The organism is Pseudomonas sp. 6D_7.1_Bac1 (genome assembly GCF_025465945.1).
In the GTDB taxonomy this organism is placed as follows: domain Bacteria; phylum Pseudomonadota; class Gammaproteobacteria; order Pseudomonadales; family Pseudomonadaceae; genus Aquipseudomonas.
This window is the reverse complement of record NZ_JANLNW010000023.1, coordinates 90,473-115,037: the sequence shown is the minus strand read 5'-3', so window position 1 is coordinate 115,037 and position 24,565 is coordinate 90,473. Positions and strand designations below refer to the sequence as shown.

Annotated in this window: 23 protein-coding genes; 9 read left to right on the top strand and 14 right to left on the bottom strand. The window is 60.0% G+C overall.

Annotated features, from left to right (window positions below; all coding sequences use genetic code 11):
• Positions 1–5: 5 nt before the first annotated feature.
• The 5 genes from NTD87_RS07380 to fdhA all read left to right on the top strand — a co-directional run bounded on the left by NTD87_RS07380 (position 6) and on the right by fdhA (position 6,603).
• Positions 6–335: a sarcosine oxidase subunit delta gene (locus NTD87_RS07380; RefSeq protein ID WP_123426519.1), complete on the top strand. Its 330-nt coding sequence runs from the start codon at positions 6–8 to the stop codon at positions 333–335.
• A complete protein-coding gene (locus tag NTD87_RS07375) occupies positions 332–3,349 on the top strand; it encodes a sarcosine oxidase subunit alpha (protein ID WP_262112934.1) in 3,018 nt (1,005 codons plus the stop codon). The genes NTD87_RS07380 and NTD87_RS07375 overlap by 4 nt, the downstream gene beginning before the upstream one ends.
• A gap of 166 nt (positions 3,350–3,515) precedes the next feature.
• The gene (locus NTD87_RS07370) at positions 3,516–4,148 is read left to right on the top strand and encodes a sarcosine oxidase subunit gamma (RefSeq protein ID WP_262112932.1); all 633 of its coding nucleotides are present in this window, start codon (positions 3,516–3,518) and stop codon (positions 4,146–4,148) included.
• 191 nt (positions 4,149–4,339) lie between these two features.
• The gene (gene purU, locus NTD87_RS07365; protein WP_262112929.1) at positions 4,340–5,197 is read left to right on the top strand and encodes a formyltetrahydrofolate deformylase; all 858 of its coding nucleotides are present in this window, start codon (positions 4,340–4,342) and stop codon (positions 5,195–5,197) included.
• Between the two features lie 206 nt (positions 5,198–5,403).
• The gene (fdhA, locus tag NTD87_RS07360; protein ID WP_262112927.1) at positions 5,404–6,603 is read left to right on the top strand and encodes a formaldehyde dehydrogenase, glutathione-independent; all 1,200 of its coding nucleotides are present in this window, start codon (positions 5,404–5,406) and stop codon (positions 6,601–6,603) included.
• A gap of 109 nt (positions 6,604–6,712) precedes the next feature.
• Here the strand turns inward: fdhA and NTD87_RS07355 are convergent, their stop codons facing one another.
• From NTD87_RS07355 to NTD87_RS07330, 6 genes are all read right to left on the bottom strand, one after another.
• Positions 6,713–6,937, bottom strand: coding sequence for a hypothetical protein (locus NTD87_RS07355; RefSeq protein ID WP_123426523.1), 225 nt, complete (start codon positions 6,935–6,937; stop codon positions 6,713–6,715).
• Between the two features lie 85 nt (positions 6,938–7,022).
• A complete protein-coding gene (locus NTD87_RS07350) occupies positions 7,023–7,235 on the bottom strand; it encodes a cold-shock protein (protein ID WP_123426563.1) in 213 nt (70 codons plus the stop codon).
• Between the two features lie 336 nt (positions 7,236–7,571).
• A complete protein-coding gene (locus NTD87_RS07345) occupies positions 7,572–7,844 on the bottom strand; it encodes a hypothetical protein (protein ID WP_123426524.1) in 273 nt (90 codons plus the stop codon).
• A 465-nt stretch (positions 7,845–8,309) separates the two neighbouring features.
• On the bottom strand, positions 8,310–8,984 hold the full coding sequence (locus NTD87_RS07340) for an anti-sigma factor domain-containing protein (RefSeq protein WP_262112926.1): 675 nt from the start codon (positions 8,982–8,984) through the stop codon (positions 8,310–8,312).
• Positions 8,981–9,613: a sigma-70 family RNA polymerase sigma factor gene (locus NTD87_RS07335; protein WP_410017475.1), complete on the bottom strand. Its 633-nt coding sequence runs from the start codon at positions 9,611–9,613 to the stop codon at positions 8,981–8,983. The genes NTD87_RS07340 and NTD87_RS07335 overlap by 4 nt, the downstream gene beginning before the upstream one ends.
• 54 nt (positions 9,614–9,667) lie before the next feature.
• Positions 9,668–10,261: a fasciclin domain-containing protein gene (locus NTD87_RS07330; protein ID WP_262112924.1), complete on the bottom strand. Its 594-nt coding sequence runs from the start codon at positions 10,259–10,261 to the stop codon at positions 9,668–9,670.
• A gap of 224 nt (positions 10,262–10,485) precedes the next feature.
• Here NTD87_RS07330 and NTD87_RS07325 point away from each other — a divergent pair, with 224 nt between their 5' ends.
• Entirely contained in the window at positions 10,486–11,049 is a 564-nt protein-coding gene (locus NTD87_RS07325) for a DUF2780 domain-containing protein (RefSeq protein ID WP_262112923.1), read from the top strand.
• Here the strand turns inward: NTD87_RS07325 and NTD87_RS07320 are convergent.
• Complete coding sequence (locus tag NTD87_RS07320; protein ID WP_262112922.1) at positions 11,008–11,937, bottom strand: acyltransferase; 930 nt, start codon at positions 11,935–11,937, stop codon at positions 11,008–11,010. The genes NTD87_RS07325 and NTD87_RS07320 overlap by 42 nt on opposite strands.
• Before the next feature lie 332 nt (positions 11,938–12,269).
• On the opposite strand from NTD87_RS07320, the gene NTD87_RS07315 reads away from it, so the two are divergent.
• Complete coding sequence (locus NTD87_RS07315; protein ID WP_262112921.1) at positions 12,270–12,773, top strand: ATP-dependent zinc protease; 504 nt, start codon at positions 12,270–12,272, stop codon at positions 12,771–12,773.
• Between the two features lie 13 nt (positions 12,774–12,786).
• On the opposite strand, the gene NTD87_RS07310 is transcribed toward NTD87_RS07315, so the two are convergent.
• The 3 genes from NTD87_RS07310 to NTD87_RS07300 form a co-directional block, all read right to left on the bottom strand.
• On the bottom strand, positions 12,787–13,416 hold the full coding sequence (locus tag NTD87_RS07310; RefSeq protein ID WP_262112920.1) for a glutathione S-transferase: 630 nt from the start codon (positions 13,414–13,416) through the stop codon (positions 12,787–12,789).
• An 86-nt stretch (positions 13,417–13,502) separates the two neighbouring features.
• Entirely contained in the window at positions 13,503–14,213 is a 711-nt protein-coding gene (locus tag NTD87_RS07305; protein ID WP_262112919.1) for a PolC-type DNA polymerase III, read from the bottom strand.
• Positions 14,210–16,150: a putative nucleotidyltransferase substrate binding domain-containing protein gene (locus NTD87_RS07300; protein ID WP_262112917.1), complete on the bottom strand. Its 1,941-nt coding sequence runs from the start codon at positions 16,148–16,150 to the stop codon at positions 14,210–14,212. Before NTD87_RS07300 ends, NTD87_RS07305 begins: the two co-directional genes overlap by 4 nt.
• A 253-nt stretch (positions 16,151–16,403) precedes the next feature.
• On the opposite strand from NTD87_RS07300, the gene NTD87_RS07295 reads away from it, so the two are divergent.
• Positions 16,404–16,850: a response regulator gene (locus NTD87_RS07295; RefSeq protein ID WP_262112915.1), complete on the top strand. Its 447-nt coding sequence runs from the start codon at positions 16,404–16,406 to the stop codon at positions 16,848–16,850.
• Between the two features lie 132 nt (positions 16,851–16,982).
• Here the strand turns inward: NTD87_RS07295 and NTD87_RS07290 are convergent, their stop codons facing one another.
• The gene (locus tag NTD87_RS07290; RefSeq protein ID WP_262112913.1) at positions 16,983–19,160 is read right to left on the bottom strand and encodes a malate synthase G; all 2,178 of its coding nucleotides are present in this window, start codon (positions 19,158–19,160) and stop codon (positions 16,983–16,985) included.
• 485 nt (positions 19,161–19,645) lie between these two features.
• On the opposite strand from NTD87_RS07290, the gene NTD87_RS07285 reads away from it, so the two are divergent.
• A complete protein-coding gene (locus NTD87_RS07285) occupies positions 19,646–20,164 on the top strand; it encodes a glycine cleavage system protein R (protein ID WP_019693970.1) in 519 nt (172 codons plus the stop codon).
• A gap of 222 nt (positions 20,165–20,386) precedes the next feature.
• On the opposite strand, the gene rarD is transcribed toward NTD87_RS07285, so the two are convergent.
• The 3 genes from rarD to NTD87_RS07270 form a co-directional block, all read right to left on the bottom strand.
• Entirely contained in the window at positions 20,387–21,274 is an 888-nt protein-coding gene (gene rarD / locus NTD87_RS07280; protein WP_262112911.1) for an EamA family transporter RarD, read from the bottom strand.
• 206 nt (positions 21,275–21,480) lie between these two features.
• On the bottom strand, positions 21,481–22,455 hold the full coding sequence (locus NTD87_RS07275) for a serine/threonine protein kinase (RefSeq protein WP_262112910.1): 975 nt from the start codon (positions 22,453–22,455) through the stop codon (positions 21,481–21,483).
• Between the two features lie 167 nt (positions 22,456–22,622).
• Positions 22,623–24,524 carry a PhoX family protein gene (locus NTD87_RS07270; RefSeq protein WP_262112909.1) on the bottom strand — a complete coding sequence of 634 codons (1,902 nt, stop codon included), beginning with the start codon at positions 24,522–24,524 and terminating at the stop codon, positions 22,623–22,625.
• Positions 24,525–24,565 lie beyond the last annotated feature (41 nt).

Below are 24,565 nucleotides of genomic sequence, written 5' to 3'. Positions count from 1 at the left end.
TCCCTATGTTGCATATCTTCTGTCCTCACTGCGGCGAGCTGCGCTCCGAAGAGGAATTCCACGCATCCGGCCAGGCGCATATCCCGCGCCCGCTGGACCCGAACACCTGCACCGACGAGGAGTGGGGCGACTACATGTTCTTCCGCGATAACCCTCGCGGCTTGCACCACGAACTGTGGGATCACGTCGCCGGTTGCCGCCAGTATTTCAACGTCACCCGTGACACCGTGACCTACGAGATTCTCGAAACCTACAAGATCGGCACCAAGCCACAGTTCACCGACAAGACTGAAAGTCCGAAAGCGGCCGCGCAGGCTCTGGGAGCGAAGGTATGAGCCAGATCAATCGCCTGTCCAACGGTGGACGGATCGACCGCAACAAAGTCCTGAGCTTCAGCTTCAACGGCCAGATCTACAAAGGCTTTGAAGGCGACTCCCTGGCCGCTGCATTGCTGGCCAACGGCGTCGACATCATCGGCCGCAGCTTCAAGTATTCGCGTCCTCGCGGGATCTTCGCCGCCGGTGCCGAAGAGCCGAACGCCGTGTTGCAGATCGGTGCCACCGAAGCCACGCAAATTCCTAACGTGCGCGCCACTCAACAGGCGCTGTACCAGGGCCTCGTCGCCACCAGCACCAACGGCTGGCCGAGCGTGAACAACGACATGATGGGGATTCTCGGCAAGGTCGGGGGCAAGCTGATGCCACCGGGTTTCTACTACAAAACCTTCATGTACCCGCAATCGTTCTGGATGACCTACGAGAAGTACATTCGTAAGGCCGCAGGTCTCGGTCGTTCGCCGACCGAAAACGATCCGGACACCTACGACTACATGAACCAGCACTGCGACGTGCTGATCGTCGGCGGTGGCCCGGCCGGTCTGGCGGCTGCCCTGGCGGCTGCGCGCAGCGGTGCCCGAGTGATTCTGGCCGACGAGCAGGAAGAGTTCGGCGGTAGCCTGCTCGACTCCCGTGAAAGCCTCGACGGCAAACCGGCGACCGAATGGGTGGCCAGCGTGATCGCTGAGCTCAAAGGCTTGCCGGACGTGCTGCTGTTGCCACGGGCGACCGTCAACGGTTACCACGACCACAACTTCCTGACCATTCACGAACGCCTCACCGATCACCTCGGCGACCGCGCACCGATTGGCCAGGTTCGTCAGCGTATCCACCGGGTTCGCGCCAAGCGCGTGGTGCTGGCCACCGGCGCATGTGAGCGCCCGCTGGTCTACGGCAACAACGACGTGCCGGGCAACATGCTGGCCGGTGCGATTTCGACCTATGTGCGTCGTTATGGCGTAGCACCGGGCAAAAAACTCGTGCTGTCGACCAACAACGATCACGCCTACCGCGTTGCATTGGACTGGCTCGACGCCGGCCTGCAAGTGGTGGCCGTCGCTGATGCGCGGAGCAATCCTCGCGGTGCACTGGTAGAAGAAGCACGGGCCAAAGGTATCCGTATTCTGACCGGCAGCGCGGTGATCGAAGCACGCGGCAGCAAGCGCGTGACCGCCGCTCGTGTTGCGGCCATCGACGTCAAAGCGCACACCGTTACCAGCCCTGGCGAATGGCTTGAATGCGACCTGGTTGCCAGTTCCGGCGGCTACAGCCCGGTGGTTCACCTGGCGTCGCACTTGGGCGGCAAACCGATCTGGCGTGAAGATATCCTCGGTTTCGTACCGGGCGAAGCACCGCAGAAGCGCGTGTGTGTCGGCGGTATCAACGGTGTCTATGGCCTCGGTGATTCCCTTGCTGATGGTTTTGAAGGCGGCGTGCGCGCCGCCAGCGAAGCCGGCTTCAAAGCGGTCGAAGGCGTCCTGCCAAAAGTCCTGAGCCGTGTGGAAGAGCCGACTCTGGCGCTGTTCCAGGTGCCACACGAAAAGAACACCGCACGTGCGCCGAAGCAATTCGTCGACCTGCAAAACGACGTCACCGCTGCCGCCATCGAACTGGCGACCCGCGAAGGCTTCGAGTCGGTCGAGCACGTCAAACGCTACACCGCGCTGGGCTTCGGCACCGATCAGGGCAAGCTCGGCAACGTCAACGGTCTGGCCATTGCCGCCCGTTCGCTGAACGTGACCATCCCGCAGATGGGCACCACCATGTTCCGCCCGAACTACACGCCGGTGACCTTCGGCGCGGTAGCCGGTCGTCACTGTGGGCATATCTTCGAGCCGGTGCGTTACACCGCGTTGCACGCCTGGCACGTGAAGAACGGCGCCGAGTTTGAAGACGTCGGTCAGTGGAAACGTCCTTGGTACTTCCCGAAAAACGGTGAAGACCTGCATGCCGCGGTGAAACGCGAATGCCTGGCCGTGCGCGAGAGCGTCGGCCTGCTCGATGCCTCCACCCTCGGCAAGATCGACATTCAAGGCCCGGATGCGCGTGAGTTCCTCAACCGCGTCTACACCAACGCCTGGACCAAGCTCGACGTGGGCAAGGCGCGCTACGGCCTGATGTGCAAAGAAGACGGCATGGTTTTCGATGACGGCGTCACTGCATGCCTGGCCGACAACCACTTCGTGATGACCACCACCACCGGCGGCGCTGCACGCGTGCTGCAATGGCTGGAAATCTATCACCAGACCGAATGGCCAGACCTGAAGGTGTACTTCACCTCGGTTACCGACCACTGGGCAACCATGACTCTGTCGGGGCCGAACAGCCGCAAGCTGCTCAGCGAAGTGACCGATATCGACCTGGACAAGGACGGCTTCCCGTTCATGACCTGGAAAGAAGGCCTGGTGGGTGGTGTGCCGGCGCGGGTGTTCCGGATCTCGTTTACCGGTGAGCTGTCGTACGAAGTCAACGTACAGGCCGACTACGCCATGGGCGTACTGGAAAAAATCGTCGAGGCTGGCAAGAAGTACAACCTGACGCCGTACGGCACTGAAACCATGCACGTCCTGCGGGCCGAGAAGGGTTTCATCATCGTCGGCCAGGACACTGACAGCTCGATGACCCCGGACGACCTGAACATGGGCTGGTGCGTGGGTCGCACCAAACCGTTCTCGTGGATCGGCTGGCGTGGCATGAATCGCGAAGACTGCGTGCGTGATCAACGCAAACAGTTGGTCGGCCTCAAGCCGATCGACCCGACCAAATGGCTGCCGGAAGGCGCGCAACTGGTGTTCAACACCAAGCAAGCGATCCCGATGAGCATGGTCGGTCACGTGACCTCCAGTTACGCCCACAACTCCCTCGGCTATTCGTTTGCCATGGGTGTGGTCAAAGGCGGCTTGAAGCGCCTCGGCGAGCGCGTGTTTGCGCCGCTGGCCGACGGCAGCGTGATCGAAGCGGAAATCGTTTCTTCGGTGTTCTTCGATCCGAAAGGCGATCGCCAGAACATTTGATGGCCTCGGGTCCTGTGGGGTGGCAGCTGAACCGCGTTGACTGCATCGCGAGCAAGCTCGCTCCCACAGGAGATCGCGTGACCCTTGTGGGAGCGAGCTTGCTCGCGAAGACGGCAGAACAGTCACTACAAGGGCCGGAACCAACAGAATTCAAGACAGGTGCTTTATGACCACAGCCAACGTTTACCAACAGCGCCCAACCACTGGGGCAAAGGCCGAGTCGTCGCTGCATCACGCCGACCTCGCCAGCCTGGTGGGCAAGGGCCGTAAAAACGCCGGTGTTACCGTGCGTGAGAAAAAACTCCTGGGCCACCTGACCATTCGTGGCGATGCCCACAACCCGGCATTCGCCGCTGGCGTGCACAAGGCCCTGGGCCTGGAACTGCCAGTAGCGCTGACCGTGGTCGCCAAAGGCGAAACCAGCTTGCAATGGATGGGCCCGGACGAGTGGCTGCTGATCGTGCCGAGCGGTGAAGAATTCGCTGCCGAGAAAAAACTGCGTGAGGCCTTGGGTGATCTGCATATCTCCATCGTCAACGTCAGCGGTGGCCAGCAGATTCTTGAACTGAGCGGCCCGAAAGTCCGCGAAGTGCTGATGAAGTCCACCAGCTACGACGTACATCCCAACAATTTCCCGGTGGGCAAAGCGGTCGGCACGGTGTTCGCCAAGTCGCAACTGGTGATCCGTCATACCGCTGAAGACACTTGGGAACTGCTGATCCGCCGCAGCTTCTCGGATTACTGGTGGTTGTGGTTGCAGGATGCGGCGGCGGAATACGGCCTTAGCGTTCAGGCTTGATTTTTTGAGGCTTGCACATGTCCTGTAGCAGCTGCCGAAGGCTGCGTTCGGCGGCGCAGCCGTCGCAATTCGGGCACCCCGGTTTTGATTCGGAATCGGGGATTCAGGCTTTACGACGGCTTCGCCGCCGGACGTAGCCTTCGGCAACTGCTACGAGAGCTGCGTCACTCACGAACAGGAGTCACCGCACTATGAGCCGCGCCCCAGACACATGGATTTTGACCGCCGATTGCCCGAGCGTCTTGGGCACGGTGGATGCGGTGACCCGTTTTCTGTTCGAACAGGGTTGCTACGTCACCGAGCACCACTCTTTCGATGATCGGCTTTCCGGCCGCTTCTTCATTCGGGTGGAGTTCCGTCAGCCCGACGCCTTCGACGAACAGGCGTTCCGCGCAGGTCTGGCCGAACGGACCGACGCGTTCGGCATGATTTTCGAACTGACGCCGCCGCACCACCGGCCAAAAGTGGTGATCATGGTCTCCAAGGCCGATCACTGCCTCAACGACTTGCTCTATCGCCAACGCATTGGCCAATTGTCGATGGACGTGGTTGCCGTGGTGTCCAACCACCCGGACCTCAAACCGCTGGCCGACTGGCATGGGATTCCCTATTACCACTTCCCGCTCGACCCTAACGACAAGCCCGCGCAAGAGCGGCAGGTCTGGCAGGTGATCGAAGAGTCCGGGGCTGAACTGGTGGTGCTTGCGCGCTATATGCAAGTGCTGTCGCCGGAGCTGTGCCGCAAGCTCGATGGCAAAGCGATCAATATCCATCACTCGTTGCTGCCCGGTTTCAAAGGCGCCAAGCCGTATCACCAGGCCTACAACAAAGGCGTGAAACTGGTGGGCGCTACGGCGCATTACATCAACAACGACCTTGATGAAGGCCCGATCATCGCCCAAGGCGTGGAAGCGGTGGATCACAGCCATTACCCCGAAGACCTGATTGCCAAAGGTCGGGATATCGAAGGGCTGACGTTGGCCCGAGCGGTGGGTTATCACATTGAACGACGAGTGTTCCTTAACGCCAATCGCACCGTCGTTCTTTAAATCGTCATCGCGAGCAGGCTCGCTCCCACAGGGATTTGTGTCAGCACACAGATCTCAGTCACACCAAAGATCCAATGTGGGAGCGAGCCTGCTCGCGATGAGGCCCTTACAAACAACACAAGACACAAGCAATAACCCGAGCAATCAACGCGCCGCCGATCCAGGGCGACGCGACCGCTACATAAAAACAACAGCGAGGTGAAAGCATGTCTGGTAATCGTGGTGTGGTGTATCTCGGCAACGGCAAGGTCGAAGTACAGAAAATCGACTATCCCAAAATGCAGGACCCACGCGGCAGGAAGATCGAACACGGTGTCATCCTGCGTGTGGTTTCCACCAACATCTGTGGTTCCGACCAGCACATGGTGCGCGGCCGTACCACCGCCCAGACCGGTCTGGTGCTGGGGCACGAGATCACCGGTGAAGTGATCGAGAAGGGCAGCGATGTCGAGAACCTGAAAATCGGCGACCTGGTATCCGTGCCGTTCAACGTTGCTTGCGGGCGCTGCCGTTCCTGCAAAGAGATGCACACCGGTGTCTGCCTGAGCGTTAACCCGGCCCGTCCGGGTGGTGCCTATGGTTATGTCGACATGGGTGACTGGACCGGCGGCCAGGCCGAATACGCGATGGTGCCGTATGCCGACTTCAACCTGCTGAAACTGCCGGATCGCGACCGGGCCATGGAAAAAATCCGTGACCTGACCTGCCTCTCGGACATTCTGCCGACCGGTTACCACGGCGCTGTCACGGCGGGTGTTGGCCCAGGCAGTACCGTTTACATCGCCGGCGCAGGTCCGGTCGGTCTGGCGGCTGCCGCTTCCGCTCGCCTGTTGGGCGCGGCGGTGGTGATCATCGGCGACGTCAACCCGATCCGTCTGGCTCACGCCAAGGCCCAGGGTTTCGAAATCGCCGACCTGTCGACAGACACCCCACTGCACGAACAGATCGCTGCACTGTTGGGTGAGCCGGAAGTCGACTGTGCCGTCGACGCCGTGGGCTTTGAAGCCCGTGGTCACGGCCATGACGGGGTGAAACACGAAGCACCGGCCACCGTGCTCAACTCGCTGATGGGCGTGGTTCGCGTTGCTGGCAAAATCGGTATCCCTGGCCTGTACGTCACCGAAGATCCGGGCGCAGTCGATGCCGCCGCGAAAATGGGCAGCCTGAGCATCCGCTTCGGTCTGGGCTGGGCCAAATCCCACAGCTTCCACACCGGCCAGACCCCGGTGATGAAGTACAACCGCCAACTGATGCAGGCGATCATGTGGGACCGCATCAAGATTGCCGACATCGTGGGTGTTGAGGTCATCAGCCTCGATGATGCACCACGTGGTTACGGCGAATTCGATGCCGGTGTACCGAAGAAGTTTGTGATTGATCCGCATAAGTTGTTTAGTGCGGCGTAAGTTATTGAGTTGATATAAAAAAGCGATCTTTTCAGGTGTGTAGGTAGCGCTCTGTCAAGGTCGCTTTTTATTGCGGCGGATTATCATCATTCATGATGGGGAATAGCCGCTAATGCCATTGTTCTGGATCATCGACCACTTCAATGTTGACCGCGAAGTACTGGCCGTCCTTTTCTTCGAGGTCATAAGTTACCGTTTGCCCGACTTTTATTACCGGTCCGCCGTCTTCGACTGAGTTGATCCGAAAAAAAATTTCCCGGCCATCCACGTGGGCAGAAATCATGCCGATGCAGCCTTTGGACGAGTCATTGCGCTCTATCGGTTGCTTCTTCATCGCCCATCTCCCATAAAAATGGCCCACGCTCACTATCAGGCAGCGCAGGCCTTGTCGAACATTCAGGAACCCGGAGGGTGCCGTTTCATTCGGGTCGTACCTTTGCTGCCTGCATCCCCTTTTGTCCTTTCTCTGATTCGAAGGACACTTTCTGGCCCTCTTTCAGAGATTTGAAACCATCACCTTCTATCGATTTGAAGTGCACGAAAAGGTCGTCACCTCCACCATTCGGTGTGATGAACCCAAAGCCCTTTTCATCGTTGAACCACTTGACCGTACCGTCCTGTCTATCTGCCATTTTCATACTTCCCACGTGCTCAATAACCGATGGGGTGTGAGCATTTGTTTGCCTGCTCACTCCCCGTTCCCGATGTTACGAAAAACATCGTGAGCGCATCACGGGCGGGCGCCAACTGTCAGATCTGACAGTTGTTTATACGAATTAGAAATGAGTGTTTCATTTGAGCGGATGGAGGGGAATAAAGCCTGAAAGACGACGGATTCATTGGAGTGTTTTATGGCCATGAAAAGATTGCAGGTTACGCCAGCCCGTCGGCGGCGGGATGTGACGCAGAGCGTCACAGGCGGCATTCCCACGCGGGAGCGTGGGAATGATCAGGGTAGGGCGGTGGGTTTAGGGGGTGGGGTTGGCGCGCAAGCGGCGGCCGATCACGTCGAGCAGGTCGCAGCCGTCGCGCAGCGGAATGGCCAGCAGTTGGGCGAAGTCGTGGAGCACCACGGCATCGCTGCTGATCTCATCGCGAAAGGCGATGTTCTCCAGCAACTGGGTGACGGTACGGATGCGGTAGGCGGCAGTTTCGTGGAGCACGTCCAGCGGGGCTTCGGTGTCGATGAGCAGGGATGCGCGATTGCAGTCGACGCCGGTGATGGGCATGTAGCGGTTCATAGGTAAAACTCCATCCAGATTGAAGAGGGCTACCACTCGATCGTCGCCAAACGAACGGGTGACAGCTGTACGCAGGTTGGCGAACCGGGGATGGATACCGGCAGACCCGAAGGTCTCCCGCGCACAGCTGCCATAACGCAGCCTTGCGGGTGCAAAAACGTCTGCAAGCAAGCACAGAGCTTTTGCATCACATCCTCCGGGTCGCCAAACCCGAATCGCCATGTGGGCGACGGGCGGACTATAAGCGCCATTCTCTTGAGCGGCAAGGTTCGGCTTGGCAAGTACTTTCCCAAAGTGGTGTCGGACTAAACTTGGTCGTCCTGCAGCTTGGTGGGGCCTTTCAACTGAACACAGCCCATGTGGGAGCGAGCCTGCTCGCGATGGCTTCCTAACAGCCAACATCAACTTTGAATGTAAGGCTGTCATCGCGAGCAGGCTCGCTCCCACCGGGTTTTGTGTGTTGATTTAGAGCCCCGCCAACGCCCCCTGATACAACACCGGCCCGGTCGGTTGTCCGGTCGGCGAACCGCCTTCGGGTTCAAGGCTGACCGCCAGCGCTATCGGTTTACCCAGCAGCACCTGTTGTTCATCGCTTAGCTCAACCCGACCTTTACCGCCGGCCGGGATCACGCCCAGGGAAATCGGTTTGCCATCTGCTGGAATCGCCCACAATTCGAGGCTGTGTCCGGGGTCGACAGCGGCCAGGGTCAACGGCTCGATTTGCAGGTAGTCGTCATGCGCCTTGATCCGCAACGCAGGCTGCGCGCTGGCGCTGAGCAATGTTGCGCTGTACTGGGCAGTGTCGCGGTTGTAGAGAATGCCCAGCGTCATCGCCACCAGCAGCGAGCAGACCGCCACCGTTACGCGCAGCCAGTTCCAGAAGGGGCGTTTGGCCGGCACATGCAGTTCTTGCGGCTCGATGCGGGCATTGATGGCCGTCCACACCCGATCGGGTACGGGCACTTCGACCAATGGTTCGTTGAGACGGGTCAGGCTTTCCTGCCACTTGGCCAGCTCAAGGCGCAGTTCGGCGTCGTCCAGCAGCAGCTGTTCGAAGCGACGGCGTGCGGCGGCGGGCATCAGGCCAATGGCGTAGTCGGCGGCGAGGGCACGGCGCAGGCGTCTGTTTTGATAGTTCATGATTCAAGGCACCTGCGCAGGCGCTCCATACCGCGGCGGATCCAGGACTTGACCGAGCCCAGGGGCGCAGCCAGATGTTCGGCCAGTTCAGAACAGGACAAGCCCTGAAAGTAGGCCACGGTAATCGATTGGCGCTGCATGCCCTCAAGGGTCTCCAGGCAGCGCTTCAGCGCGCTGGCTTCACGGTCGCTGCTGAGTAACTCATGGGCCGAGGGCGCTTCGTCGACCAGCGACTGTTCTTCCAGTTCGCTGAGGCGCCGGTCGCGGTGTTTGCGCAATTGGTCGATGGCCTGGTTGCGGGTGATATTGATCATCCAGGTCATCGGTGCCGACAAATGCGCCTGGTAGCGCGAGGCGTTGTTCCAGATGCGCACGAAGCTTTCCTGCAGTACTTCTTCGGCCAGGTCGCTGCGCCCCATGAAGCGCAGCGCCACGCCATGCAGTCGCGGTGCAACGCTGCGGTAGAGCGTCTCGAAAGCACGGCGGTCACCCAGTGAACATTGGGCGAGTAGCTGTCTGAGCGGATCGGCGTCGGCGGTGGAAATGACCGTTCTCCAGGCAATCTCGGTTGGCATGCGCTGTCGGTTGCAGCCAGAGGTTAGTTCACAGTGCGCAGTTGTTCCATTCACGGCGACAGGCCTCAAGGTAACGCCGGCCCCGATGCGCAGGGCCGGCGTCAGTGCTTAGCTTTTAGGCATCAGCACTTTGTCGATGACCTGAATCACGCCGTTGGATTGGTACACGTCGTAGGTAGTGATATCGGCAGTGGCGCCTTTTTCGTCCTTGAGGGTGATGTTGTGCGGGCCGTTCATCGTCACCCACAGCTTGCCGCCGCTGACGGTGGTGAGTTCGGCTTTACCGCCGCCGGCCTTGATCTGCTGGGCCAGCGTCGCCATGTCGAGTTTGCCGGCGACCACATGGTAGGTGAGGATGTGGGTCAGCGTAGCCTTGTTGGCGGGTTTGAGCAGGCTATCGACGGTGCCGGCGGGCAAGGCGGCGAACGCCGAGTTGACCGGTGCGAACACGGTGAACGGGCCTTTACCTTTGAGGGTATCGACCAGGCCAGCGGCTTTCACGGCGGCGACCAGGGTGGTGTGATCCGCCGAGTTCACGGCGTTATCGATGATGTCCTTGCTCGGCATCATGGCTTGTCCGCCGACCATCACAGTGTCGTGGCTCATGTCGGCCGCTTGCACGGTATTGAGGGCCAAACCGCAGGTCACGGCCAGGCTCAGCAGGCTGGCGATCAACGGGGCTTTAATCGAAGTGCGCTTCATGGTGATTGTCCTTGGTGAGGAATCGGCCAGGAATGTCTGTCCGTGCTTGATATACGCAGCCGGGCAAACAGTGGATGCAGCGCAGGAAAAATATTTCTGGACTAGATTTCAGGCGGCCCGGTGCGGTGCACAATGACCGGGAACAATTGGTGTCACGACCAGTCCAACGGCTGGTTTCCACCACCTGATTTCGGGTGGCTTTCAGGGTTCAGGAGTTCGTCTCGATGAAAATTTCACGCGGTTTTGCTTTGGCTTCGCTCATGACTCTGGCGACCAGCCCGGTCTTCGCCGCAGGCTTCAGCCTGAACGATGTAGCCGGTGCCGTGTCCAGCATGCAGGGCGGCGATCAGGCGGCTGCCGCAGCGCCGACCCCGCAAGCAGCAGGTCTTTTGAGTGCGCTGAGTTCGCTGAACGTGACCCCGGAGCAGGCGATTGGCGGCACCGGCGCCATGTTGGGGTTGGCAAAGAATCAGCTGGGCTCGGCCGATTATTCGCAGTTGAGCAAGAGCGTGCCGGGTCTGGATCAGCTATCGGGCAGCAATGCATTGGGCAGCCTGGGTGGCTTGAGCGGCCTGCTCGGCAGTTCGCCTGGCCAGGCGGCAGGCCTGAACAGCGCTCTGGGCAATGTCAAGAACACCAGTGACCTGAACAACGCCTTCACCGCGCTTGGCATGGACAGCGGCATGGTCGGCCAGTTTGCCCCGATCCTGCTGCAATACCTCGGTCAGCAGGGGGTTGGCGGTTCGCTACTCAATAGCCTCGGCGGAATCTGGGGTGCCGGCGGCTGATTCAGCCCGCTCGGCGCGCAAGGCGTCGATGCGTGAGTCCTTCTCGGTCCAGAGCTGGTTGACCCAGTTCTGGACGCTCTGGCGAAACGCCGGATCGTTTTCGTAATCGCCCTGCCACAATGTCGGATCCAGCTCACGGGTCTTGATGTCGATGATCACCCGCGGCACCGCGCCGCTGATCAACGCCCAGAAACCCGGAATCTTCGCCTGTGGATAAACCACGCTCACATCGAGCACCGCATCCAGCTGTTCACCCAGCGCTGCCAGGACAAACGCCACGCCGCCCGCCTTGGGCTTGAGCAAATGCTTGAAGGGCGATTGCTGTTCGGTGCGTTTGGCGGGAGTGAAGCGAGTGCCTTCCAGGTAATTGACCACGCTCACCGGTTGGCGCTTGAACAGCTCGCAGGCGGCTTTGGTGATGTCCAGATCCTTGCCTTGCAACTCCGGGTGCCGGGCCAGAAAGGCTTTGCTGTAGCGCTTCATGAACGGGTAATCCAGTGCCCACCAGGCCAGGCCCAGAAACGGCACCCAGATCAGCTCTTTCTTCAGGAAGAACTTGAAGAACGGCGTGCGCCGGTTGAGGGTCTGGATCAGCGCCGGGATATCGACCCAGGACAGATGATTGCTGATCACCAGATAAGAAGTGTCGACCCGCAGGCCTTCGCCGCCGCGAATATCCCATTGTGTGGGGATGCACAGGGCGAAAATCAGCTTGTCGATCTCGGCCCAGGTCTCGGCGATCCACATTACCGCCGTGCTGGCGTAATCACGAAAACGTCCGGGCAAGAGCAGTTTGAGCAGGGCAAACACCATCAGTGGCCCGAACAGGACCAGGGTGTTGAGTAACAGCAGCAAGGTGACAAAACAGCCGGTGAGCAGGCGGCGCATAAATAACTCTTGGAAGCATTTGGGCGCGCAATGATAAGCAGCTTCGGCCCGTAGGCCAAATCGGTGACGACGAATGTTTCACCTTTGCAGCGTTATTCTTCCGGCGTATTGAGGTCACTTGTGGCGAGGGAGCTTGCTCCCGTTGGGCTGCGAAGCGGCCCCAAAACCATGCACCGAGATTTCTCAGGTAGATCGCATTAACCGGTTTTACGACTGCTGCGCAGTCGAACGGGAGCAAGCTCCCTCGCCACAGAGGCAGTGTTCCAACTTACTGTGCTTTTCACGGTCTAGAATTCGGCATCAACGCCTTTTTTCTCAAGGAAATCCATTACGTGAAATCCGTCCTCGCCTTGTTATCCCTTCTGGCCCTGCCGGTCATGGCTGCCGAGCCGACCCTGTATGGCCGTTACGAATACATCAAGCTGCCGGAGATCGGTGGTCAGGTCCTCAAGGCCAAGATGGACACCGGTGCGCTGACCGCGTCGCTGTCGGCCAAGGATATCGAAACCTTCACCCGCGATGGCGAAGACTGGGTGCGCTTCCGTCTGGGTACCAAGGATGCAAGCAACAAGGTCTTCGAGCACAAAGTCTCGCGGATCAGCAAAATCAAAAGCCGCGCCGACGAAGACGATGAGAAGAACGTGGCCGACGTTGCCAAGCGTCCGGTGATTGATCTGGAACTGTGCCTGGGCAGCATCAAGCGCACGGTCGAGGTCAACCTGACCGACCGCAGCAGTTTCAATTACCCGCTGCTGATCGGTGCCAAGGCATTACGTGAATTTGGCGCGGCGGTGAACCCGGCCAGACGCTTTGTCGCGGATAAGCCCGACTGCTGATTTCACCACGGATTCATACCGGCGGCTGAGTCTCGCGCATCGACGGTCGCAGGCTTACCTCGGTAAACCAGGCGCTGAGTTGCGGGTTGGTCTTGCGCCATTCCAGGTCCGGGTGACGGAAATCCAGATAACCCAGGGCGCAGGCAACGCTGATGGCCGCGACGTCGAAATGGCTGCTCAGCTCAGCGATGGCGTCGGCTTCCAGCACCGCCAAGGAACGGCGGATCTTGTCGCGCTGGGCGTCGAGCCACTGATCCCAGTGTTTCTCCGGGGCGCGCAGGGCGAGTTCGTAACGGATCATCACCGAGGCGTCCATGATCCCGTCGGCCAGCGCGGCCAGGGTCAGGCGCCGCCAGCGTGCCGAGCCTTCGCGAGGGATCAGCGGGTTGCCGACGTGCTGCTGATCGAGGTAATCGAGGATCACCCGGCTGTCGTACAACACATTGCCGTCGGCCAGGCGCAGCGCCGGGATCTTGCCCAGTGGGTTGTCCTGGTTCAACGCGGCGTCGGGGCTGATCGGGGTCAGTTGGCTGTGTTGCAGTGCCACGCGGTCCAGTTGACCGGTTTCATGCAGTAGCACCATCACTTTGCGCACGTAAGGCGAGGCAGGGTTGTGGAACAGGATCATGTTGGGGGCGGACATGGACATTCCTCAGCGGTATTCAAGGAGCAGGGGCACAGACTAGCCTAGTAAGTTGTGGCACGGCTGGCGAGGGGTTTGCAGCGCTCTTAAAAGGAATGGCTCTGTTGCCGGCGTTTCCACTGGCTCAACCGCTGTTGCAGATTCAACGGGCTGTGAATCTGCTGTGCCCGCGCACGGTTGAACAGGATCAATGCCAACTCGGCGGTGGCCATGGCGTCGGCACTGGCGTTGTGGCGCTCGAAGACCTGCAACTTGAACCAGTCGATCCAGTCGTCCAGCCCGGCTTCGCGGATGTTCGCCTGTGGACAAAGCAACGGCGCCATGTCGGCAACGTCGAAGAACGGATGGTGCAAGCGATAACCCAGGCTTTCCTTCAGGGCGCGACCGAGCATGTGCTGGTCGAACGGCGCATGAAACGCCAGCAACGGACTGTCACCGACGAACGCCATGAAATCCAGCAACGCCTCCCGGGGATCACAGCCAGCAGCAATCGCACTCGGGGCGAGGCCGTGAAGCAACACGCTCGGCGCAAGTTTACGGTCGCTGCGCTGCAAGGTCCGCTCGAACTGCTGACTGAAGTCGATCGCGCCGTCTTCGATCACCACGGCACCAATCGACAGCACCACGTCCTTGTTCAGGTTCAGCCCGGTGGTTTCCAGATCGACCACCACCCAGCGCTGTTCACGCAGGCTGCATTCGCGCAGCGTCGGGGCACTCGTCGGCAGTTGCTCCAGGCGCTGTTGTTGCTCGGCCGTTAACGTCGGACCTGTGGGGCGCAACCAGGAAAACAGCTTCATAGCTGATACCGCAGGGTCAGGCTGCTTTGCAGGCGTTGGGCCTGGCGCAGGGATTCACGCAGGATTCGCCGGTCCAGTTGATTCAGGCTGTCCGGATCGACCCGGTTGGAGTAGGGCAAGTTCTCGCGGGTCTGTCGCTGATGTTGCTGCATGCGAGTTTGCTGAATGAAGTGATAGGCCTCTTCATAGGCTGCACCGTCCAGCGGTTCAATGACCTTTTTGGCCACCAGTTGGCGAAAGCGCTCCAGGGTATTGTTGGCCCCGATTCCATTGGCCAGCGCCAATAGCCGGGCGCCGTCGACAAAGGGTGCCAGCCCCTGGACTTTCAGGTCGAGGGTGGCTTTCTCACCGTTCTTTTTCGCCAGCACGAACTCGCGCAAGCGCCCAACGGGCGGACGTTGGCGCAGGGCATTGTCGGCCAGCATGCGCTGAAACAGCCGATTGTCCGCCACCTGATCGAGAATCGCGCGGCGCAATTGCTCACAGCCTTGTTCATCGCCCCAGACCACCCGCAGGTCGAAGTAGATGCTCGATCCCAGCAGATTTTGCGGCGTTGCTTCGCGAATAAACGCGGCAAAACGACGCGCCCATTCGGCACGGGACAAACACAGCTCCGGGTTGCCGGCCATTATGTTGCCCTTGCACAACGTAAAGCCGCAGAGCGCCAGGCTCTGGTTAATCTGCTGGGCGATCGGCAGTAACTTGCTGCGAATCTCGGCTGCGTGCGCCGCATCACGCGCTTGGAAGAGAATGCCGTTGTCCTGGTCGGTGTGCAGCGTCTGCTCGCGGCGGCCTTCGCTGCCGAAACACAACCAGCTGAACGGTATGCCGGGATCGCCCTTGTCGGCCAGGGTCAGTTCAATGACCCGGCAAACGGTGTGATCGTTGAGCAAGGTAATGATGTGGGTGATTTGCGTCGAGGACGCACCATGGGCAAGCATGCGTTCGACCAGTTGGCCGATTTCACCGCGCATTGCCACCAGGTTTTCTACCCGTGGCGCATTGCGGATAGTACGTGCCAAGTGCACCAGATCGACGCGTTGCAGGGAAAACAGGTCGCGTTCAGAGACCACGCCGCACAGCCGTTGATCCTTCACCAGGCAGACGTGGGCGATGTGCCGTTCGGTCATGGCGATGGCTGCATCGAACGCGCTGTGGTCCGGCGTCAGGAAAAACGGCGCCTGGATCATGTGCCGCTCGATGGACTGGTTGAAGTCGCTGTTACCGTCGGCGACCACCTGACGCAAGTCGCGCAAGGTAAAGATCCCCAGCGGGGCTTTCTGCTCATCGACCACCACGATGCTGCCGACCTGTTGCTCGTGCATCAGGGTCACGGCTTCGCGCAGCGGGGTTGCCGGACTGCAGGTCACGGGATGGCGCATGGCCAATTCACCGAGGCGGGTATTGAGCGAGTACTGGGTGCCGAGTGTTTGCGCGGCATTTTGCTGGACTTGCTGATTGACCTGATCGAGCAGGCTGCTGACGCCACGCAGGGCAAAGTCGCGAAACGTGTTGGAAAGGGCGAACAGCTTGATGAAGGCCAGCTTGTTCAGCTGCAGGCAAAAGGTGTCTTCGGCGGCCAGGTGTTCGGTGCGGGTCGCACGCTCGCCCAGCAGTGCAGCGAGGGGGAAGCACTCGCCGGTGGTGATTTCGAAGGTGGTTTCGGTACCGCCCTTGGCGGTGTGCGGACGCTCGCCGACCACTCGGCCTTGCTTGACGATGTAAAAGTGCTCAACCGGTCCGTCCGCGGGCTTGATGATGCTGTCGCCGGGGCCGTAGAAGCGCAGTTGGCATTGTTCGACCAGGTAGGCCAGGTGCGCGTGTTCCATCTGATTGAACGGCGGGAAACGCTGAAGGAACTGCAGGGTGCCCTGGATGTTTTGCAACACCGCGGTTTTCCCTGCCTGGGTGAAAGCATCCGCTTTACTCATAACCATGACCGCAGTCTTTTTCGATTTGTTGTTGTCGGAGTGTCTGCCATGGTCGGCTCCTGAGTGCAGAGTGCCCATTGGACGTAAGTCTAGGTAGTCGTGCTCAAGTCGAGGTTTGGGAAATATCCTACGTAGTAAGTGTGCTAAACCTCTGCCTAGGCCCTTGGAAAACTATCCGACGAAGCGCACATTTAAGCTCTGCTTAGCGATTTCCGACTATGGTGCTAGGGGATTGATCTGAACGCGTGTAGAGAGACTTATGCCCGACCACGATATTTTGAGCGACGCCGAGCGTGAAGCGCTGAGTGCGGTCATGCTCGAACCGGATCTGCCAGCGCAGCGTGTGCTGATCGTCGATGATGACAAGGAAGCGCGGGAGCTGCTTTCGAAGATTCTCGCCCTTGATGGCATTCGCAGCATGACGGCAGACAGCGGCGAAAGCGCACTCAAGCTGCTGGACTCGAACAAGTCGATTGGTTTGATGATCACTGATTTGCGGATGCAGCGGCTTGACGGCCTGGAGTTGGTCAGCAAGGTTCGGGAGTCGGAGCGGGCGGCATTGCCAATCATCATCGTTTCCGGTGATGCCCAAGCCCGTGACGTTATCGATGCCATGCATTTGAGTGTGGTGGATTTTTTGCTCAAGCCGTTCGACAACCACGCGCTGTTGGCGCTGGTCAGGCATGAACTGGGAATGGATCTGTAGCACGAACCTCGGGCCTGCGCGGATTCTTGTGGTGAGGGGGCAAGCCCCCTTGCCACAGTGGTTTGCGCGGCCCCATAAAAAAAGCCCTGATCATTCGATCAGGGCTTTTTCGTGTCCGACGCTAACGCTTATTCACAGGCCATTGGCAGCCTTGAACTCGCGACGGCGACGGTGCAGGACCGGCTCGGTGTAGCCATTCGGCTGTTTGGTGCCCTCGATCACCAGTTCGACCGCTGCCTGGAAGGCGATGTTGCTGTCGAAGTTCGGTGCCAGCGGACGGTACAGCGGGTCGTTGGCATTCTGGCGGTCAACCACGGGCGCCATGCGCTTGAGGGTTTCCAGCACCTGGGCCTCGCTGACGATGCCATGGCGCAGCCAGTTGGCGATGTGCTGGCTGGAGATACGCAGCGTCGCACGGTCTTCCATCAGGCCGACATCGTTGATGTCCGGCACTTTCGAACAGCCCACGCCCTGGTCGATCCAGCGCACCACATAACCGAGGATGCCCTGAGCGTTGTTGTCCAGTTCGTTCTGGACCTGTTCCGCTGTCCAGTTGGGGTTGCTGGCCAACGGGATGGTCAGGATATCGTCCACCGACGCGCGCGCGCGCTTGGCCAGTTCGGCCTGGCGGGCGAACACGTCGACCTTGTGGTAATGCAACGCGTGCAACGCCGCGGCGGTTGGCGAAGGCACCCAAGCGGTGTTGGCGCCGGCCAGCGGGTGAGCGATTTTCTGCTCAAGCATGGCGGCCATCAGGTCGGGCATGGCCCACATGCCTTTACCGATTTGCGCGCGACCCTGCAGGCCGGTGCTCAAACCGATGTCGACGTTCCAGTTTTCGTAGGCGCCGATCCACTTCTCAGTCTTCATGTCGGCCTTGCGCACCATCGCGCCGGCTTCCATGGAGGTGTGAATTTCATCGCCGGTACGGTCGAGGAAGCCGGTGTTGATGAACACCACGCGCTCGCTGGCGGCCTTGATGCAGGCCTTGAGGTTGATCGTGGTGCGCCGCTCTTCGTCCATGATGCCGACTTTGAGGGTGTTGCGTGGCAACTCCAGCACGTCTTCGATACGACCGAACAGCTCGTTGGTGAACGCCGCTTCTTCCGGGCCGTGCATTTTCGGTTTAACGATGTAGACCGAACCGGTACGGCTGTTCTTGCGCGTGGTGTTGCCATTGAGGCTGTGCAGCGCCGCGAGGTTGGTGACCAGACCGTCGAGGATACCTTCCGGTACTTCGTTGCCGTTCTTGTCGAGGATCGCGTCGATGGTCATCAAGTGGCCAACGTTGCGCACGAACAACAACGAGCGGCCGTGCAGGCTCAGTTCGCTGCCGTCGAGGGCGGTGTAGGTGCGGTCGGCGTTCATGGTGCGGGTAAAGGTCTTGCCACCCTTGGCGACTTCTTCCGACAGATCGCCTTTCATCAGGCCGAGCCAGTTGCGGTAGATCACCACTTTGTCATCGGCATCGACGGCGGCCACGGAGTCTTCGCAGTCCATGATGGTGGTCAGCGCGGCCTCCATCAGTACGTCCTTGACGCCGGCGGCGTCGGTCTGGCCGACCGGGGTGCTGGCGTCGATCTGGATTTCGAAGTGCAGGCCGTTGTTTTTCAGCAGGATCGCGGTCGGCGCCGCCGCGTCGCCGTGGAAGCCGATCAGTTGGGCGTCGTTACGCAGGCCAGTGTTGCTTCCGCCTTTAAGGGCGACCACCAGTTTGCGCTCAACGATCTTGTAGCCGGTGGAGTCGACGTGAGAGCCGGCAGCCAGTGGCGCGGCTTCGTCGAGGAAGGCGCGGGCGAAGGCGATGACCTTGTCGCCGCGAACCTTGTTGTAGCCTTTGCCCTTTTCCGCACCGCCGGCGGAACTGATGGCATCGGTGCCATACAGCGCGTCGTACAGCGAACCCCAGCGGGCGTTCGAGGCGTTGAGGGCGAAGCGGGCGTTCATCACCGGCACCACCAGTTGCGGGCCGGCCATACGGGCGATTTCGTCGTCGACGTTTTGCGTCGTTGCCTGGAAATCGGCCGCTTCTGGCAGCAAATAACCGATGTCTTGCAGGAAGGCTTTATAGGCCGCAGCGTCGTGCACAAGACCTGCACGGGACTGGTGCCAGGCATCGATTTGCGCCTGGAAGTCGTCGCGTTTGGCGAGTAGGGCTTTGTTCTTCGGCGCCAGGTCGTGAATGACCTTGTCGGCACCGGCCCAGAACTTATCGGCGGTGAGGCCGGTACCGGGAATGGCTTCGTTGTTCACGAAGTCGAACAGGACTTTGGCGACCTGCAGGCCACCGACTTGAACGTGTTCAGTCATTGCTTGCCTCACTCTGCTCAGCTATTTCGCTTTTCAGCTCTTCAATTTGACAATGAAGCCTCTGGCCATTTAAACCACAAACCCCTCTACCAGTACATGCCATTGCGGGCGGCTGGGTGGTTCCAATCAACGGCGTGAAGCCTTGCTGACGGGGCTTTGAGGGTTGCGATGGCGCCTGGGCAGACATCGATCCAACGTTATGTAGTGCGCGCTGCGGCATACTACATGATGAATTGCGGTTGTGAAAATTAGACTAATTACGTCGTTCTGCGACCCCATGACGCATTGCGGTCACGCCGGGGAACGGGATGTTCTCAAAAAACTATTAGATTGTTCCAGATAAATCTAAAAACTTGTACACATAATCTTCAATGCACTGCTATGGGGCTCTGGTTCCCACGCCACAAAAGCAGCGCCGCGCTGAATCGGGTCCCTTGCCTATACTTGCCTTTCTATAACAAAAGTCATGACAAGAGGGCTGCGCCATGGACCACCTCGTACTCACCGTATTTGCCCCGGACAAGCCCGGCCAGGTCGAGCGCATTGCCCAATGCATCGCCGAGCATGGCGGTAACTGGCTGGAGAGCCGCATGTCGCGGATGGCCGGGCAGTTTGCCGGGATCCTTCGGGTTGGCGTGCCGGCCGAGGGCTATGACGAACTGGTCGATGCACTTCAGGCCTTGTCCGCTCAAGGGATTCGGGTGCTGATCGCCGAAAGCAGTATCGAGCAATCCTGTACCTGGAAGCCGATTGCCATGGAGCTGGTGGGTAACGACCGGCCGGGGATTGTGCGTGACATCACTCGTTTGCTGAGTGAGCAGGGGGTCAACCTTGAACGCTTGGTGACCGATGTACGGCCGGCGCCGATGAGCAGCGAGCCGTTGTTCCACGCCGAAGCGATTCTCGCGGTCCCGCTGACCCTTTCTCTGGACGTGCTGCAGTCGCGACTGGAAACCCTGGCCGATGACTTGATGGTGGAATTGGTGCTGCGTAGCGAGCCATAAGGCGGGGGCAGGTTATCCAAGTAAAACGTGCACCCGCCTGTGGATAACCTGTAGAGACACGTCGCCAGCCCACGGGGCCCGGGGCTCTTCAGGAGTTGTTCAAAAAACCAGCAGTTTCAAGGGCTTGTGCACAAACCACGGGGATCACGCTGTGGATAACCTTGGGAAGGATGCTTGCAGGCCATGGTGGCCGTGGCCTGCAAGGCTTTGTGCGTTTTTTGATCAGCTGCGCCGGCGCAAACTCATCCAGGCATCGACGCTGTACACCGCCAGACCGGCCCAGATAAACATGAAGGCCGCGAGCGTGCTGGACGACAGGTGTTCACCGAACAGCAGTACGGCTTGCAGCAGCACCAGCGTCGGCGCCAGGTATTGCAGGAAGCCGAGGGTGGTGTAGGGCAGATGCCGTGCAGCGGCGTTGAAACAGACCAACGGCACCAGCGTTACCGGACCGGCGGCGACCAGCCACCAGGCTTCGGAAGTGCTCCAGAATGCTGTTTGTGCGCTGGTGGCTGTCGGGTTGAAGAGCAACCAGGCGATGGCGATCGGCACCAGCATCCAGGTTTCCACCACCAGCCCGGGCAGGGCTTTGACCGGAGCCTGTTTACGGATCAATCCGTAGAAACCGAAGGTCAGCGCCAGTACCAGCGAGACCCACGGCAGACTGCCGACTTGCCAGACCTGCTGCGCGACACCCACGGTGGCCAGTCCGACAGCGAACCACTGCAAGCGTCGCAGCCGTTCGCCAAGGATCAGCATGCCCAGCAGCACGTTCACCAGCGGGTTGATGTAGTAACCGAGGCTGGCTTCGAGCATGCGCCCGTTGTTCACCGACCAGACGTAGGTCAGCCAGTTGGCCGCGATCAGTGTGCCGCTCAGCGCGAGAACTGCCAGCCGTCGCGGGTTTTCACGCAGTTCACGGAACCAGCCCGGGTGCTTCCAGACCGTCAGCAGCAAGGCACCGAACAGCGCCGACCAGAGGACCCGGTGGATGATGATTTCCACTGCTGGCACGTCGGCGATGGCTTTGAAGTAGAGCGGGAACAGTCCCCAGATGATGTAGGCACTCAGGCCCAATATGTACCCGCGACGCAGGTTGGCGGCTTGCATGCAGAATCCTTGCTTAGGCAGCTAACAAAGCGGTGATTGTAAGGAGATTTGTCAGCGGATGTCGTACCTGAATTGGTAGGGCATTTGTGAACACTAAATCCTGTGGGAGCGAGCCTGCTCGCGATAGCGGTTTGTCAGCAACTGATGTGCTGAATGCGCAGCCGCCATCGCGAGCAGGCTCGCTCCCACAAGGGGATAGTGGTGAATCAAAAAAGTTTCAACGGTTCTTCGTTGAGCGCCGCCAGTTGTTCACGCAGCGCCAGCACCTGGTCGCCCCAATAACGTTCGGTGCCAAACCACGGAAAGCTGTGGGGGAACGCCGGGTCATCCCAGCGCCGCGCCAGCCAGGCGCTGTAGTGCATCAGGCGCAAGGCGCGCAGTGGTTCGATCAGCGCCAGTTCGCGTGGGTTGAAGTCGTGGAACTCGCTGTAGCCGTCCATCAATTCGGACAACTGGCCGAGACATTCCTGACGATCGCCGGCGAGCATCATCCACAGGTCTTGCACGGCCGGCCCCATGCGACAGTCGTCGAGGTCGACGATATGGAACATCTCGTCACGGCACATCATGTTGCCGGGATGGCAATCGCCGTGCATGCGGATGTTCTGGTGCGGCGTGTCTTTGTAGACCTCTTCCACGCGCTTGAGCAGGTCGCGGGCGACCGATTCGTAGGCTGGCAGCAAACTGCGCGGTATGAAATTGCCTTCGAGCAGGGTGGTCAGCGAATCGTGGCCGAAGTTTTTGACCCCCAGCGCTTCACGGTGATCGAAGGGACGAGTGGCGCCAACCGCGTGCAAGCGGCCAAGCAATTGACCCAAACGATAGAGCTGATCGAGATTCCCCGGTTCTGGCGCACGGCCGCCACGGCGCGGGAACAGGGTGAAACGGAAACCGGCGTGTTCATGCAGGCTTTCACCGTTGTGAATCATCGGCGCGACCACCGGTACCTCGCACTCGGCGAGTTCGAAGGTGAAGCGGTGTTCTTCGAGGATCGCCGCGTTGGTCCAGCGTTGCGGACGGTAGAACTTGGCGATCAGCGGCTCGCTGTCTTCGATGCCAACCTGATAGACACGGTTTTCATAGCTGTTGAGCGCCAGAATGCGGGCGTCGCTGAGAAAACCGATGCTTTCTACGGCATCGAGCACCAGATCGGGGGTAAGAGTTTCAAACGGGTGAGACATGCTGACTCCTGCGCGCAGCAGGCTGCCGCGTCCGGCCAAGCATGGTAGCGCAGACTGGCACAGATAGGTGGTGACTGTGCTGACGCCATCGCGAGCAAGCTCGCTCCCACAGGGTTATGGGTTCACAGACCCCATGTGGGAGCGAGCCCGCTCGCGATGAGGGCCTATCAGGCGCCGACGATCCCGCCATCTTCCCGGGTAATCGCCATCACCGAGGAACGCGGCTTACCGTTGGGCAAGTGCTCGGGGAAGGTCGACCCACCGTTTTCACCCGGATGCTGAATGCCGACAAACAAGGTCTTCTGGTCCGGCGAAAAGCTGATACCGGTTACTTCGCAGCCCACCGGACCGACCATGAAGCGGCGGATTTCACCGGTTGCAGGGTCGGCGCAGAGCATCTGGTTGTTGCCCATGCCGGCGAAGTCTGCGGCGTTGCTGTAGTCCCCGTCGCTGAGGATCCAGAGCCGGCCAGCCTCGTCGAAACCCAAACCGTCCGGGCTGTTGAACATGTTGTGTGGCGTGATGTTCGACGAACCGGCTTTCGGTGTCCCGGGGTGCACGGTCGGGTTGCCCGCCACCACGAACAGATCCCAGGCGAATGTCAGCGACGCGTGGTCGTCATGATCGGTCCGCCAGCGCAGAATCTGCCCGTAGACGTTTTTCTCCCGTGGATTCGGCCCACCCACCGGTTGCCCGTCTTCGCCGCGCTTGGCGTTGTTGGTCAGGGTGCAATAGACCTGACCGTCTTGTGGGCTGACAACGATCCACTCCGGGCGGTCCATGCGTGTGGCGCCGACAACGCTGGCGGCCAGACGTGCGTGGATCAGCACCTCGGCCTGATCGGCAAAACCGCTGCTGGCATCGATACCGTTCTTGCCGTGGGTCAGTTCAATCCACTGGCCCTGGCCTTTTGGACGGTCGGGGTTGTTATCACCGGCATCAAACCGTGCGACGTACAACGTGCCGTGGTCCAGCAGGTCACGGTTATCCTTGGGGGTTGTGTGATTGATCGTGTCGCGGCTGACGAATTTGTAGATGAATTCACCGCGCTCATCGTCGCCCATGTACACCACCGCACGACCGTCGTGAGTCTCGGCCAGGGCTGCGTTTTCATGTTTGAAACGACCCAGGGCCGTGCGTTTGACCGGGGTCGATTGCGGGTCGAACGGGTCGATTTCCACCACCCAGCCATGGCGATTGAGTTCATTGGGATTTTTCGCCAGGTCAAAACGCGGGTCGTGCTGATGCCAGTTGATCTCTTTGCTGGCGAGCGATGCGCCGTAGCGTTTTTGCACGGCGTCGAATTTTTGCTCCGGATTGCTGCTGCCGAAGCAGTCGGTGAAGTTCTCTTCGCAGGTCAGATAAGTGCCCCACGGTGTCTTGCCGTTGGCGCAGTTCTGGAATGTCCCGAGTACTTGCTGACCGGCCTTGTCGGCGGCGGTTTTCATCCGTTCGTGGCCAGCGGCCGGGCCGCTCAAAAGCAGTGGCGAATTGCCGTGGATGCGGCGGTTGTAGCGCGAGCCCTGAACGAAATGCCATTGGCCGTTTTTGCGCTGCACTTCGATCACCGACACGCCTTCGCTGGCCAGCGCTTTGCGCACTTCTTCGGCCGACTGCGGCATGCCGCCGTGGGGGTAGAGGTAGCGATAGTTGGTGTATTCGTTGTTGATCGCCATCAGCGCGCGGTCTTGATCATCGGGGAAAGCGAACAGGCTCATGCCGTCGTTGTTGTCGCCGAACTGGACTTCCTGGGCCAGGGCGCTGCCATTGCCGCTCGGGTCGAAGGCCGGGCCGTCCTTGTGCAGCGGCTGGCCCCAACTGATCAGCACCGAAGAGGTGTAACCCGGCGGCAGGGTGATGGTGTCGCTGGTGGCGGCCGCAATGCTGTCGAAGCCCAGCAATTTGCTCGAAGCAGCGCTGACACTGGCGGCCAGCACGCTGCGGCTCAGCAGGTTGCCACCGAGGAACATCGCTGCCCCGCAAAGGGCGCCGGCACTGATGAAACCACGGCGACTGAGGCCGACGATTTTTTCGAGGTCGGTGGTTTGGTTTTCTTCCAATAGGCTCACATCAGGCTCCCTGCAGGTTTTTGCAGCCACCTTAGGGAGCC

What these genes read in the sequence shown, in the direction of transcription:
- purU (WP_262112929.1), top strand. Translation starts at nt 4,340, where the DNA reads ATGAGCCGCGCCCCAGACACATGGATTTTGACCGCCGATTGCCCGAGC.
- NTD87_RS07370 (WP_262112932.1), top strand. Translation starts at nt 3,516, where the DNA reads ATGACCACAGCCAACGTTTACCAACAGCGCCCAACCACTGGGGCAAAG.
- NTD87_RS07380 (WP_123426519.1), top strand. Translation starts at nt 6, where the DNA reads ATGTTGCATATCTTCTGTCCTCACTGCGGCGAGCTGCGCTCCGAAGAG.
- NTD87_RS07320 (WP_262112922.1), bottom strand. Translation starts at nt 11,937, where the DNA reads ATGCGCCGCCTGCTCACCGGCTGTTTTGTCACCTTGCTGCTGTTACTC.
- NTD87_RS07295 (WP_262112915.1), top strand. Translation starts at nt 16,404, where the DNA reads ATGCCCGACCACGATATTTTGAGCGACGCCGAGCGTGAAGCGCTGAGT.
- NTD87_RS07300 (WP_262112917.1), bottom strand. Translation starts at nt 16,150, where the DNA reads ATGGTTATGAGTAAAGCGGATGCTTTCACCCAGGCAGGGAAAACCGCG.
- NTD87_RS07375 (WP_262112934.1), top strand. Translation starts at nt 332, where the DNA reads ATGAGCCAGATCAATCGCCTGTCCAACGGTGGACGGATCGACCGCAAC.
- NTD87_RS07330 (WP_262112924.1), bottom strand. Translation starts at nt 10,261, where the DNA reads ATGAAGCGCACTTCGATTAAAGCCCCGTTGATCGCCAGCCTGCTGAGC.
- NTD87_RS07290 (WP_262112913.1), bottom strand. Translation starts at nt 19,160, where the DNA reads ATGACTGAACACGTTCAAGTCGGTGGCCTGCAGGTCGCCAAAGTCCTG.
- fdhA (WP_262112927.1), top strand. Translation starts at nt 5,404, where the DNA reads ATGTCTGGTAATCGTGGTGTGGTGTATCTCGGCAACGGCAAGGTCGAA.
- NTD87_RS07355 (WP_123426523.1), bottom strand. Translation starts at nt 6,937, where the DNA reads ATGAAGAAGCAACCGATAGAGCGCAATGACTCGTCCAAAGGCTGCATC.
- NTD87_RS07275 (WP_262112910.1), bottom strand. Translation starts at nt 22,455, where the DNA reads ATGTCTCACCCGTTTGAAACTCTTACCCCCGATCTGGTGCTCGATGCC.
- NTD87_RS07305 (WP_262112919.1), bottom strand. Translation starts at nt 14,213, where the DNA reads ATGAAGCTGTTTTCCTGGTTGCGCCCCACAGGTCCGACGTTAACGGCC.
- NTD87_RS07340 (WP_262112926.1), bottom strand. Translation starts at nt 8,984, where the DNA reads ATGAACTATCAAAACAGACGCCTGCGCCGTGCCCTCGCCGCCGACTAC.
- NTD87_RS07310 (WP_262112920.1), bottom strand. Translation starts at nt 13,416, where the DNA reads ATGTCCGCCCCCAACATGATCCTGTTCCACAACCCTGCCTCGCCTTAC.
- rarD (WP_262112911.1), bottom strand. Translation starts at nt 21,274, where the DNA reads ATGCAAGCCGCCAACCTGCGTCGCGGGTACATATTGGGCCTGAGTGCC.
- NTD87_RS07325 (WP_262112923.1), top strand. Translation starts at nt 10,486, where the DNA reads ATGAAAATTTCACGCGGTTTTGCTTTGGCTTCGCTCATGACTCTGGCG.
- NTD87_RS07350 (WP_123426563.1), bottom strand. Translation starts at nt 7,235, where the DNA reads ATGGCAGATAGACAGGACGGTACGGTCAAGTGGTTCAACGATGAAAAG.
- NTD87_RS07345 (WP_123426524.1), bottom strand. Translation starts at nt 7,844, where the DNA reads ATGAACCGCTACATGCCCATCACCGGCGTCGACTGCAATCGCGCATCC.
- NTD87_RS07285 (WP_019693970.1), top strand. Translation starts at nt 19,646, where the DNA reads ATGGACCACCTCGTACTCACCGTATTTGCCCCGGACAAGCCCGGCCAG.